Source organism: Rummeliibacillus stabekisii (assembly GCF_007988965.1).
GTDB classification, from domain to species: Bacteria; Bacillota; Bacilli; order Bacillales_A; family Planococcaceae; genus Rummeliibacillus; species Rummeliibacillus stabekisii.
The window spans coordinates 95,921-108,487 of sequence record NZ_BJVD01000004.1; the positions used below are offsets into that span (position 1 = coordinate 95,921).

15 protein-coding genes and 1 tRNA gene are annotated in these 12,567 nt (G+C 40.0%); 11 read left to right on the forward strand and 5 right to left on the reverse strand.

The window, feature by feature from the left end:
* Positions 1-132 precede the first annotated feature (132 nt).
* From RST01_RS09585 to RST01_RS09605, 5 genes are read left to right on the forward strand one after another with little or no spacing between them, the layout of a single operon-like run.
* A complete protein-coding gene (locus RST01_RS09585; protein ID WP_147196295.1) occupies positions 133-615 on the forward strand; it encodes an NUDIX hydrolase in 483 nt (160 codons plus the stop codon).
* Positions 602-1,489 carry an RNase adapter RapZ gene (rapZ, locus tag RST01_RS09590; protein ID WP_066789497.1) on the forward strand — a complete coding sequence of 296 codons (888 nt, stop codon included), beginning with the start codon at positions 602-604 and terminating at the stop codon, positions 1,487-1,489. Before RST01_RS09585 ends, rapZ begins: the two co-directional genes overlap by 14 nt.
* 4 nt (positions 1,490-1,493) lie before the next feature.
* A complete protein-coding gene (gene mgfK / locus RST01_RS09595; RefSeq protein WP_147196297.1) occupies positions 1,494-2,480 on the forward strand; it encodes a gluconeogenesis morphogenetic factor MgfK in 987 nt (328 codons plus the stop codon).
* Between the two features lie 33 nt (positions 2,481-2,513).
* Positions 2,514-3,461, forward strand: coding sequence for a DNA-binding protein WhiA (gene whiA / locus RST01_RS09600; protein WP_147196299.1), 948 nt, complete (start codon positions 2,514-2,516; stop codon positions 3,459-3,461).
* Positions 3,462-3,492: 31 nt separating this feature from the next.
* Positions 3,493-3,750 carry an HPr family phosphocarrier protein gene (locus RST01_RS09605; RefSeq protein WP_147196301.1) on the forward strand — a complete coding sequence of 86 codons (258 nt, stop codon included), beginning with the start codon at positions 3,493-3,495 and terminating at the stop codon, positions 3,748-3,750.
* A 230-nt stretch (positions 3,751-3,980) separates the two neighbouring features.
* Here RST01_RS09605 and RST01_RS09610 read toward each other — a convergent pair.
* Positions 3,981-4,052 (reverse strand) — tRNA-Arg (locus tag RST01_RS09610).
* Positions 4,053-4,232: 180 nt separating this feature from the next.
* Here RST01_RS09610 and clpP point away from each other — a divergent pair.
* Positions 4,233-4,823, forward strand: a complete 591-nt coding sequence (gene clpP, locus RST01_RS09615; RefSeq protein ID WP_066789483.1) for an ATP-dependent Clp endopeptidase proteolytic subunit ClpP — start codon at positions 4,233-4,235, stop codon at positions 4,821-4,823.
* A gap of 77 nt (positions 4,824-4,900) precedes the next feature.
* Here the strand turns inward: clpP and RST01_RS09620 are convergent, their stop codons facing one another.
* The 3 genes from RST01_RS09620 to RST01_RS09630 all read right to left on the reverse strand — a co-directional run bounded on the left by RST01_RS09620 (position 4,901) and on the right by RST01_RS09630 (position 6,831).
* Entirely contained in the window at positions 4,901-5,359 is a 459-nt protein-coding gene (locus RST01_RS09620; RefSeq protein WP_147196303.1) for a spore coat protein, read from the reverse strand.
* Positions 5,360-5,444: 85 nt separating this feature from the next.
* Positions 5,445-5,744 carry a hypothetical protein gene (locus tag RST01_RS09625; RefSeq protein ID WP_147196305.1) on the reverse strand — a complete coding sequence of 100 codons (300 nt, stop codon included), beginning with the start codon at positions 5,742-5,744 and terminating at the stop codon, positions 5,445-5,447.
* 187 nt (positions 5,745-5,931) lie between these two features.
* Entirely contained in the window at positions 5,932-6,831 is a 900-nt protein-coding gene (locus RST01_RS09630) for a TetR/AcrR family transcriptional regulator (RefSeq protein WP_066789477.1), read from the reverse strand.
* Positions 6,832-7,006: 175 nt separating this feature from the next.
* On the opposite strand from RST01_RS09630, the gene RST01_RS09635 reads away from it, so the two are divergent.
* Entirely contained in the window at positions 7,007-8,533 is a 1,527-nt protein-coding gene (locus RST01_RS09635; RefSeq protein ID WP_147196307.1) for a DHA2 family efflux MFS transporter permease subunit, read from the forward strand.
* Between the two features lie 141 nt (positions 8,534-8,674).
* Here the strand turns inward: RST01_RS09635 and RST01_RS09640 are convergent, their stop codons facing one another.
* Complete coding sequence (locus RST01_RS09640) at positions 8,675-9,283, reverse strand: spore coat protein (RefSeq protein WP_371859441.1); 609 nt, start codon at positions 9,281-9,283, stop codon at positions 8,675-8,677.
* 165 nt (positions 9,284-9,448) lie between these two features.
* Here RST01_RS09640 and RST01_RS09645 point away from each other — a divergent pair, with 165 nt between their 5' ends.
* The 4 genes from RST01_RS09645 (at position 9,449) to RST01_RS09660 (ending at position 12,554) form a co-directional block, all read left to right on the forward strand.
* Positions 9,449-10,027, forward strand: coding sequence for a LemA family protein (locus RST01_RS09645; protein WP_066789473.1), 579 nt, complete (start codon positions 9,449-9,451; stop codon positions 10,025-10,027).
* Positions 10,024-10,854 carry a TPM domain-containing protein gene (locus RST01_RS16265; RefSeq protein ID WP_256467865.1) on the forward strand — a complete coding sequence of 277 codons (831 nt, stop codon included), beginning with the start codon at positions 10,024-10,026 and terminating at the stop codon, positions 10,852-10,854. Before RST01_RS09645 ends, RST01_RS16265 begins: the two co-directional genes overlap by 4 nt.
* Before the next feature lie 34 nt (positions 10,855-10,888).
* Positions 10,889-11,122, forward strand: a complete 234-nt coding sequence (locus RST01_RS09655) for a glutaredoxin family protein (protein ID WP_147196309.1) — start codon at positions 10,889-10,891, stop codon at positions 11,120-11,122.
* 379 nt (positions 11,123-11,501) lie between these two features.
* Entirely contained in the window at positions 11,502-12,554 is a 1,053-nt protein-coding gene (locus RST01_RS09660; protein ID WP_221297998.1) for a sugar-binding transcriptional regulator, read from the forward strand.
* The last annotated feature ends 13 nt before the right edge of the window (positions 12,555-12,567 follow it).

Here is a 12,567-nt window from a genome sequence, read left to right on the forward strand (position 1 = left end):
TTTTTACTAGGAAGAGTTATAGACAGGCTTTGTCCGATGGGGTAAACTGAGCGGATGTTAATTCCTTTGTACTCATGGTGCAGTAGCCTGTATAATATAATTATATGGACAAAGAGAAACGAGGTGTCGTGTGTGCAAAGAATCGCCAATTTATTAGTGATGAAAGACGATCAAGTACTATTATTAAAGAAGCCACGACGCGGCTGGTATGTAGCACCGGGCGGTAAAGTAGAGGGCGGCGAGTCGATTTTTGAAGCGGCGAGCAGAGAATTTTATGAAGAGACAGGCGCTACTGCCATTCACCCCCATCTAAAAGGTGTATATACAATGGTCATTAAACGAGATGAAGAGATCGTGAATGAGTGGATGCTCTTTACCTTTGTGGCTCAAGATTTAGAAGGTGCCCCATATAAGGAAACACGTGAAGGGATACTTGAGTGGCATCCCGTTGAAGAATTAAAAACATTGCCTATGGCAGAAGGTGACCGTACAAATTTGCTTTATGCTGTTGAACAGACTGGTACTCAATATGGAACGTTTACATATACAGAAGACTTCCAATTGCTGGAGGAGCGCATTCAAATGTCCTCTGAAAGGAATGATGATCATGTCTAATCAAAACGCCGTAAACGAATTAATTATTATCACAGGAATGTCTGGTGCAGGAAAAACCTTGGCTATTCAAAGCTTTGAGGATCTGGGTTTTTATTGTATTGATAATTTGCCACCTGCTTTATTGCCAACATTCCTTAATCTAATGAAAGAATCCAAAAAGGAGATATCACGTATTGCAGCCGTAATGGATTTACGCGGCGGTGATTTTTTCTCCGCATTGAACGAAGCGCTAGAGCAGATTGAAAAAGAAGATTTAGTTGCGACAAAGATTCTGTTTTTAGATGCGGATGACGAGTCGCTTGTCAGACGCTATAAAGAAACAAGGCGTACCCATCCTTTAGCGGATAATGGACTGCCATTGATGGGGATTCAACGTGAAAGGGATCTCTTGGCAGATGTCAAAGAACGTGCGCAATATATTTATAATACAACGAGCATGAAGCCTAGAGAGCTTCGCGAACGCATCCGTGCCCAATTTTCAGAAGTGAATTCACGTCAATTTACAGTGAACGTCATGTCATTTGGCTTTAAACATGGCATGCCAATTGATGCGGATCTCGTGTTTGATATACGCTTTTTGCCAAATCCTTATTATATCGAAGGGCTTCGGCCAAAAACTGGATTAGATGAAGATGTTTCTTCATATGTATTGAAATATGACGATACAAAAGCATTGATTCAAAAGCTAACAGATTTGTTCCAATTTATGATTCCGCTTTATCAAAAAGAAGGGAAAACGCAGCTAGTTATTGCGTTTGGATGTACTGGCGGCCAACATCGCTCGGTTACATTAGCAGAGTACTTTGGCCATCTTTTGGACGAACAGGCTCCAACTGTTATTACCCACCGCGATATAGCGAAGAGAAAGGAATAATGCTATGCAAAAAGCACTTACGCGTGTTGCTATTATCGGCGGTGGCACTGGATTATCTACATTGCTTAGAGGCTTAAAAAAATGTCCCATTGATTTAACGGCAATCGTAACAGTAGCAGACGATGGCGGTAGCTCAGGGAGAATCCGAGATGATTTTCAAATCCCACCGCCCGGCGACATTCGCCAAGTAATCGCTGCGTTATCAGAGGTTGAACCGCTGGTAGAAGAAATGTTCCAATATCGCTTTCAAGGAAAAGAAGAGCTAGGGGGCCATTCTCTAGGGAATTTGATGCTTACAGCGTTAACTGCTATAACGGGTGATTTTTCGCATGCAATCGCCGAAATGAGCCGAGTATTAAATGTACATGGCAAAGTGTTGCCTGCAGCCAATCAGAGAATCACGCTTATGGCTGAGCTTGAAAATGGAACGATTGTCAAAGGGGAATCTAAAATCCCTTCGTATAATCAAAGAATTCAGCGTGTATTTTTATCGCCGGCGGATGTGTTGCCGGTGCAGGAAGCAGTGAGCGCTATTGAGAGTGCTGATATCATTATTATTGGTCCTGGTAGCCTTTATACAAGCATCTTGCCTAATTTATTGGTAAATGGTATTCGTGAAGCTGTATTGAATGCAAAAGGCCATAAAATTTATATATGCAATCTGATGACGCAAGCAGGTGAAACCTCTCATTATTCTGCCGCAGATCATGTCCAAGCGCTAATCGATCATGTGGGTGCGAACTTCCTTCATACCATCTTGATTAACAAAGAAGAGCTTCCACTGTCAATTCGAGAAGCATACAGCAAAGAATTAGCGGAGCCTGTCAGGTTTGATGTGCCAAGACTTGAAGGAATGGGGCTAGAGGTCATTAAAAAGGATATAGCATCCATTCATGATGGCGTAGTGCGGCATGATGCCAATAATGTAGCAGCATGGATTGTAGAATATGCAACAAATTATCAACAAAAAAAGCAATCTTCGGCGAATTAGCGTCTAAAATATAACAAGGAAGGAGGGATCGCTATGTCATTTGCTTCTGAGACGAAAAAAGAGCTTACACAAGTGGAAGCAAAGGATAGCAGTTTAAAAGCGGAGCTCTCTGCCCTCATTCGAATGAACGGTTCATTATCGTTTGCCAATCGACAACTGAGCCTAGATGTCCAAACAGAAAATGCTGCTATTGCTCGTAGGATGTATACAATCATCAAGAAATTTTACAACTATCGAATAGAGCTTTTGGTGCGGAAAAAAATGAGGCTGAAAAAGAATAATGTCTACATTTGCCGTGTACGCGAAGGTGCAAAGGAATTGCTAGAAGAGCTGCAGATTGTGACAGGGAATTTTCTGTTTCATCATGATATCGAAGAAAAAATCATTCCTACACCCGATGAAAAAAGAGCTTATTTGCGCGGCGCATTTTTAGCGGGGGGCTCTGTTAATAATCCGGAGACATCATCGTATCATTTAGAGGTGTATTCTCTTTATAAAGAACACGGTGATGCATTGATGGAACTGATGAATGTCTTCGAGCTGAATGCCAAGACAATCGAACGGAAAAAGGGCTTTGTCACATATTTGAAGGAAGCAGAGAAAATTTCCGATTTTCTAAGTCTAGTGGGAGCTCATCAAGCGATGTTGAAATTTGAGGATGTTCGGATTGTTAGAGACATGCGCAATAGCGTGAATCGTCTAGTGAATTGTGAAACAGCCAATTTAAATAAAACAATCGGCGCTGCTATTAGACAAGTGGAAAACATACGCTTTATTGATCAAGCAATCGGGATCGATCAATTGCCTGAAAAACTTCAGGAGATTGCTAGGCTTCGAGTAGAGTATCAAGATGTGACACTAAAAGAGCTAGGGGAAATGGTCTCGACAGGCACAGTCAGCAAATCAGGTGTCAATCATCGTTTGCGTAAGATTGATGCGATTGCAGACTCACTTAGAGGCGGCGAGACAGCGAAAGTATAAAATAAGCTTACTGGAAGGATTGGATGATTGAATGGTAGAACAACAGGCAAAAGTAAATTTGAAATCAGGTTTGCAAGCAAGGCAAGCCGCTTTATTTGTTCAAGAAGCAAACCGCCATGCAGCTGATATTTTCTTGCAAAAAGACGATAAGAAAGTAAATGCCAAAAGTATAATGGGCATTATGAGTTTGGCGCTAGCACACGGAACACCTGTTATTTTAAGCGCAAGCGGAGATGATGAGGATCAAGCTCTTTCTAATCTAATCCAACTTATTGAAGTTGAAGAGTAACACAATCAACTACTGAAAAAAGCCTCTATTCGCAAAAATTGAATAGAGGTGATTTTTTTTATACCGAATTGGGTATAAATAGTATAGTTCTCCCTTATTGCACAGATCCTCATTTCTTGGATTTGTGCGTTGTTTTTGTTTCTTCCTTTTTAGCTACAATAGACATAAGTGGAGAAATAAAAAACGCTGCCCGCCAAAGTTGGCAGCAACGCTTAAGAGGATTTCAATAACGCCCTCGGAGGGAATCGAACCCCCAGCCTAAGAACCGGAATCTTATGTTTTATCCGTTAAACTACGAGGGCATATATACTTAACGACTGTTTTATTATACAGATAAAACAAACAAATATCAATAGAGGAAAAAAACAATCGTAACATTTGACCTTTGTTGACCATAATGTGTAATATAATGGTACAGCTGAAGAAGAAGCTCAGCAAATGTCATTATGTATTCTATTTTTTAATTGAGGAGGCTATTTCTTATGAACTTAATACCTACAGTTATTGAACAAACAAACCGCGGTGAACGTGCCTACGATATTTATTCACGTTTATTGAAAGACCGTATCATCATGCTAGGCAGTGCAATCGACGACAATGTGTCAAACTCAATCGTTTCACAATTGCTATTCTTAGAAGCTGAAGACCCTGAGAAAGATATCTTCCTTTATATCAACTCTCCAGGCGGAAGCGTTACTGCAGGCATGGCAATCTATGACACAATGCAATTCATCAAACCAGATGTCCAAACAGTTGGTATGGGTATGTGTGCATCTATGGGCTCATTCTTGCTAACAGCAGGCGCTAAAGGCAAGCGCTATGCATTGCCAAACTGCGAAGTGATGATTCACCAACCTTTAGGTGGAGCACAAGGGCAAGCAACTGAAATTGAAATTGCTGCGAAACATATTCTTAAAACACGCGAAAAATTAAATGCAATCTTATCTGAACGCACTGGCCAACCAATTGAGGTTATTGCGCGCGATACAGATCGTGATAATTACATGAGCGCTGAACAAGCCAAAGATTACGGCTTGATCGACCACATTATGGAACGCAACGAGCTAAAATAATAAGAGAGACTGCAACCATAGGTAAACTATTGGTTGCAGTCTTTTTATTTTGTATAGGAAGTATGGAGTTGTTTTATCTATAGAATATCCAATTGTGCAACCAGAGCTACTAGAATTTGAAGTAGTAATTGTAGGGAAATTGCAACGTCTGTATCTGTTGTTGTTACATTTACAGAACGGGAGTTAACGATGACAAGTTTTTGGCGATTCGCTTGACGAATTTGTGCTCTTTGTAATAACTCTTGTGTCACCGTTTCTGCACGCGAACTATCTGCGATTGTAATATTAACTACAATAGCTATAGCAACTTGTAAAGCTGCCTGTAGCGAAACAGCTACCTGTGTATCAGTTGTTTCCACAGTAATATCACAAGAGTCACGGATAATAATAATCTCATTTGAGGATTGATCAATATCCGCTATTTCAGCGGCATTATTATCTATGTCTCCGTTGTTATCGCGGCAAGGATCACACGGATGGTCCATGTTTTGATCATGTGCAGTCCATTTGTTATGAGAAGCTTCATATTCATTCATTTTTCACCCCTCCTTTCATCCTTTTATAGTAGATGCTTTTATGACTGTTCTTGTATAGACAAAGAACATGGGTAAGGAATAAATTTTACTTTTCCTTATCTTCATTATCTGTTTTAGTCTTCTTGAGTTTTTCTCTAAGTGGGCTTGAGGGCTCTTCCTTAGTCTCTTTTTCAGTAATTTTTTTTGTGTTTTGTGACTGAAGGAACTCCTCGACCTGCTCTTTTAGTTGATTCACAGTACTTTTTAATTTTTCCCGCTGCTCATCTGACACCTTTTCCCTAATTTCATCCATATTGACTTTGTTCTTTGAAAAAATATCCGCTATGAATATTTCAATAAATTGATTTGAAAGGCTGTATAACTCCTCACGATTTTTCTTAAACAACTATTCCACCTCCCCTCTTATATTGCATATTCATAAAAAAAATGAAGGGCAGGGCGGATGTACAACATTTTAGAATTTCGCTTGAAAAATAGGTACATGATTTTAAATAAACGTGTACCTAATGCAAATTTAGACAATACTAAAACCAAGCAGTTCATCCAATGGTAAATGAATGAACTGCTTGGTTTCAAAATTGTTCGTCGTTCTGTTCAATTCGGACAAGCCGCCAAATATAGTTGGCGATTTCCCTTGCTTCCGCTGCATGAGTTGTTTTGGCGAAAGCTTTACGAAACGGTGTTAAAAGCGCCTCGATAATGAAGTATTTAGGATTCGATTCGCTTAATTCGCTTAACAAATAGCTTGCATATTCCAGACCCTTTTTGGAATCACATGGTCCTAATCCCTTAATGAAACCATCAAGCTGTTGTGTTACCATCTCCTGACTCATGATATGATGTTCTACATTATTCTTTATAAAATGTATAGTCTCAATACCGATAATGACTTCTTTCGTTTCAAGCATACGGGGGATAATAGCATCGATATTGCGAAGGGACATTTTGATGATAGCTTCTGGCTCTACATAGCGGTCTTCTGCAAAAATTAAAATACGGAGAGTATGCTGAATCATCGCAAATACTTGGATGGCACATTCATAGCTCATAATGCTGATTTCATCACCATATACTTCGACAAGTCTTTTGGCTAGCCATTCAAGTTCTTGGAGATGGTGGCTCATTAGGGCCATTCGTAATGATTCATCCTGTGAATTTGAAACAGATTCAAAAATTCGCATTAAATTTTGCTCACGATTAATCTGCATCAAGACGGCTATTTGTTTAGCCAGTATGTCAATATCCTTTATATCCTGGCCGAAGATTAATTCATGGCGTCGGATACTCGTTTCTTCTCGGCTTTCACGCAAGATGGCGATGAGGCAATCGTTTTTTGAAGGGAAATAGTTATAGAAGGTTCCTTTAGAAATCTGGGCTCCCTGGATAATGTCCATTATAGAAGTTTCTTTGAAGCCTTTTTCAATAAAAAGCTGCCTCGCCACATCAAGAACTTTTCTTTTTCGCGTATTCATTTAGTCACCTTTTCGTCATAAATGATTTTAAATTATACCAGTAGTCTATACCAAAAACGCTTTCATATCAATGTTTTTGAGAGGTTAATAATTTTTAGTTGAAAAAAGTGAACTAGCGGTATAAAATAATAAACATCCAATAAAAATGAGATATAAAGAAGAGTGAGGGGAAAATATGAGTAATCAACAAAAACCACCTTATGGAATGATAGCTATTCTATTTGTTGGTGCTTTTGTTTCTTTTTTAAATAATACTTTAATGAACGTTGCCTTGCCGACCATCATGACAGACTTCGATGTTACTTACTCGCAAGTTCAATGGTTGTCAACAGGATATATGCTTGTGAGCGGTGTGTTAATACCGGCATCCGCATTTTTTGTCGTTCGCTTTAAGAACCGCCATTTGTTTATTGCAGCGATGTCTATCTTTACGATTGGTACAATTATCGCCGCTGCAGCGCCAAACTTTAGTGTTTTAATCGCAGGTCGTATGGTACAGGCTGCAGGTTCTGCTGCAATGTCACCACTTCTTATGAATGTAATGCTTGTCAGCTTCCCAGCTGAAAAACGTGGTTCTGCTATGGGTATCTTCGGTTTAGTAATGATCGCAGCGCCAGCAATCGGTCCGACATTATCTGGTTATATTGTCGAGCATCATTCATGGCGTATGCTTTTTGAAATGATTATTCCATTTGCAGTACTAAGTCTTTTGTTTGGTATCTGGAAATTGAAAAACGTAATGGATACAAGAAAAGTATCACTAGATTATCTATCTCTAGTATTCTCAACAATCGGATTTGGTGGCCTTTTATACGGCTTTAGTTCTGCCGGTGATAAAGGCTGGAGCGATCCACTTGTTTACGGTACGATTACAATCGGAGCGATTGCGCTTATTATCTTTATCTTTAAGCAACTTCGCATGGAAGAACCGCTTTTAGATCTTCGTATTTACAAATATCCAATGTTTGCATTAGCATCAATCATCTCAGCAGTAGTATCTGTAGCGATGTTCTCTGGTATGATTTTAACACCAGCTTATGTACAACAAGTTCGCGGCATTTCGCCATTCCACGCTGGATTAATGATGCTTCCAGGTGCAATTGTGATGGCATTCATGTCTCCGATTACAGGTAAGCTATTTGATAAATTTGGTCCACGGATATTAGCTTTCATTGGTTTAACGATTACAACTGTGGCTACGTATTTCTTAACTAAATTAGAAGTAGATTCATCTTACACTTATATTATTACTGTTTATACCGTCCGCATGTTCGGTATGTCTATGGTAATGATGCCGATTATGACAAACGGTTTGAACAGCTTGCCAATGTTGAAAAACCCACATGGTACAGCGATCAACAATACTGTTCAACAAGTTTCTGGTGCAATCGGTACAGCGATTTTAGTAACTGTTATGAATAACCACATCAAATCAAGTGCAACAGAACTAGCAGCTGAAGCGAAAGCAAAAGCTGTAAAAGCTGCTAAAAAAGCGGCTGAAGCAGGAATTACACCTTCTTCTCCAACAGCGGAACAATTAGCAAAATTGAAAGCCCAAATTACACAAACAGCATTGTTAGATGGTATCAACTATACATTTATGGTTGCAACCATCATTTCTGCTGTAGCTCTTGTGCTATCAATATTCCTAAAACGTGTACGTGTAGATAAAATAAACAAACCAGAAATGGAACAAAAATAAGCATGAAAAAAGCGCTTTTGGTGATGATACCAAAAGCGCTTTTTGTATGCTGTTTTTATCCCGCATAATGGGAGTAACATTTGCTCAACTCACTAAAGACGGATGATTGAAGAAAATCCCTATCTCCCGTGAAGTTTCACCTTATTGCAATTGACTACTTGTAGTGTCGTAGCAATTTGTAATTGTCACCGTATCTTGTGATGATAATTGAGGTACTTGGTAGTAGCCTTTGCGGTTTTGGTAAATGGAGACTTCGTACGCCATTTCAATGCAGTTAGGGATTGAATCTGCTAACACGCGGCGTACAACAGGGTTTGTTGTTTCGAGAGAGGCAGCTAATTTAGCTGTTGCAGTAGCTTTATGTGAGCTCAATAAATAGCCTGAAATCATCTCGTCATTGAGTTCGCTAGCTTGTGTAATTGGCTTTTTCGGTTGGCCTGGTTTAATGCCATAAGTAAATTTATTGTTTTCAGTCATTTCATAATGGCCTGTTGGTTGTGATGGATCACGTCCTGTTTTGAAGCATTCCACCAGGGTATTGTATTCGTCAACACAGAATTGATATTGACGGTCCATCATGTTGCGTAGCTCAGGATCTTGAATTTGATCGCGTAGCAATACGCATTGGTCTAACCCGCCGATTACAGTTGATAATGTTTCATGCATGTCCATTACTTCATGTGCGCCATGGTTGTACTTTGCTGAATCCACATGATACATTTCGTTTGATTGGTTTTGTTGGTTTGTCAAATTAGTACCTCCTTTTTTTCGCGCTCTCACGCAGAAATAGTATGGACTGCTTCAATGCTTCCATACATTCAAAATCGCCAACCGTTTCGGTACACCTAACCAGAAGAATGTTTTATAATTTTTATTAAGGAGAAATAATATAGTAAGAAGACAGGAGGGAATGAATTGAAGAAACTTTTAGCACCTATTATTATCATTATTGCTGTAATTGCACTCATCGCTGCGATGCTAGTGCCACGATATAACAAGCTTGTCTCGATGGATGAGCAAGTGGATTCCAAATATGCACAAGTAGAGAACCAATTGCAAAGAAGGGTAGATTTGATTCCAAACTTAGTGAATACAGTAAAAGGATATGCGAAACATGAGGAAAGCATAATGAAAAGCATCGCTGATTCTCGCGCAAGATTGGCATCAGCCAAAACACCGCAAGACCAAGCGAATGCCAATGATGAATTAACCGGCAATTTGAATCGATTGCTTGTTATCAGTGAAAAGTATCCAGACCTAAAAGCGGATAAAAACTATCGCCAGTTAATGGATGAACTTGCAGGCACAGAAAATCGATTAGCTGTTGCGCGTGAAGATTATAATGAAGGCGTCAAAGAATACAATGGTCTTGTACGCAAGTTCCCAGGAAGTCTAGTCGCAGGCATGTTTAATTTCGATAAACGGGAATACTTTAAAGCAAGTGCCAATGCACAAAATGCACCAACTGTTGATTTTGGAGACGATAATCAATGAAAAAGCGCAGATTCCTTTTAGGGGCAGTCTGTGCGCTAATCGCCTTACTAAGTTTTTCAGCAACCTCTCAGGCTAAGGGACAACTGCCTGAAATGGATTATTATGATGACACACCATATGTGCAGGATTTCGAGCATAAATTGTCCGATGACACACAGCAGGAATTAAATACGTTGGCGGAAAAACTAAATAAAGCAACAGGTGCCTCTATTGTCATTCTTACAACAGATACCTTGAATGGCTACGAGGCGCCAGAGTATGGCACCAAGGTAATCCGCAAATGGGGAATCGGCAGTAAGCAGAAAAACAATGGCGTATTAATATTTGCAAGCTTTGCACAAAAAAAGGGAGAACGGGATGCATACATTTCAGTCGGCCAAGGCCTTGAAGGCGCATTACCAGACGGCAAAATTGGACGAATACTTGATGACTACATGTATCCTTATTTAGCCCAGGATAATTACGATGAAGCATTTCGTTCCGTCTTCATCAAAGTATATAACGAAATAGCCAAAGAATATGATTGGAACGGGCAGTTAGATAACCCTCAAAAACCGGAAGAAGAGGAAGGCGGTCTTTCGACGACAACGATTATTATTTTAGTTATTGTCGGCCTCATCATTTTCTCTTTCTTCTCCAAAGGAAACGGAGGAGGCGGCCCAGGTGGACCTGGTGGAAGAGGACGCTTTGATGACAGTAGCTTCCCTGGAGGCTTTGGAAACTTCGGCGGATTTGGAAATGGCTCATCCGGTGGAGGTAGCAGTGGTGGCTTCGGCGGATTTGGCGGAGGCTCATCCGCAGGCGGCGGTGCAGGCCGCAAATGGTAACACAGTTTAAAAAATGAATGTAGTGAGGATAACTATGGAAATCACGTATTACAGCAGGCCCAATTGTGGTCTTTGTGAAGAAGGGAAATTGCTGTTAAAGCTAGTATGTGAAGATTTTCCCTTCCAACTCAATGAAATTAATATTGAAGAAGATGAAGAAATTCATGAGAAATATATGCTAATGATCCCTGTCGTCATGAAAAACAATGAAATCATTCAGTATGGCCAGCTTGATTATGTAACATTGCGTGAAGGTATACAGGAATAAGCGTATCGAAATGATTTTACAATAGAATAAGTCACTCAATTGAAATGGGAATAGCGAAGACTTCTGCGGGAAAGCGAGACAGACGAGACCTCTCAGTGAGGAAAATCGTCGCTCGTCCGCGGAAGATCAGCTATTCCCACTTCTGCATATAAATATAAGAGAAGACTGCGGAGGAAAAGTGAGAAGGCTTGCCATCCGTCTGGAACAGAAATCAACAGGTACATTTTTCTTGCAAGAGCATCTTCTGGTGAAAAATCATTATATAGTTCAAAAATTTGCAAGTAACGTTCACAAAATGTATACTTATTTCAGGAAGTAAATTTTTTTGTAGTAAGTGGGACATTTTTTAAAGTGCTGGGACAAAATTAGTCCCGTTAGTATGAGAGGAGAGAGAAAGGACATTATTACAGTATCTGAAGCTCAATTAAAAATAATGCCGGAAATGTCTGAACTTCTTCATACGCGTTATCGTTTTTTACAAATGATTGATATGTTGGGTCCTGTAGGCCGAAGAGGTCTTGCAGAGAATCTTTCTGTTGGAGAAAGAGAAGCCCGCAAAGAAACGGATTTGCTGCGAGAACAAGGCTTGATTATTGCAAGCCATTCCGGCATGAGAATATCCGAATCGGGTAAAGAAGTATTAGAGATTCTAAAGCCTCTTGTCTATGAATGGTCAGGCATTTCTGTAATGGAAAAACAACTGACTCAAAAATTATGCATACAAAGAGTGCTTATTGTAGATGGTGATATCAATGAAACGCCTTCTATTAAAATCCTTCTTGGATTAGAAGCGGCCAAAGTGCTGAGCAAGGTTGCGAAAGAGAAGGAAATCATCGCTGTGACAGGTGGAAGTACATTAGCTGCAATCGCAGACAGTGTAACCCCGTCTGACCAGCCGAACAATTTGACTTTTATCGCAGCAAGAGGCGGCATGGGCGTCGATGATATGAGACTACAAGCCAACACGATTGCAGCGACATTTGCCCACAACTCAGGTAATGCCTATCGTACGTTGTACTTGCCAGAGCATTTAAGCGAGACAGCTTATAAAGCAATCATTGAAGAACCAATGGTCAAAGAGATGATTGATTTATATGATCGGACAGATGTTGTTATTCACGGCATCGGGTCGGCGATCGAAATGGCGTCAAGGCGAAATTCCACAGAAACAGAGAAAAGTAACCTTCTCGAGCATGGCGCTGTCAGTGAAGCTTTTGGTTATTACTTCGACGAATCGGGTAAAGCTGTACAAAGGATTCAAACTGTAGGGATCCAACGCGAACAAGTAAATAGGTGTAAAAGTATTATTGCGGTAGCAGGTGGGAAGAATAAAGCAGCAGCGATTCTTTCATACTTTAAACAGGGAGCAAATCAGACGATTCTCGTCACAGATTCTGCCGCAGCGAAGGAAATGCTTCACTTACTAAAATAACAATTTAACTGGA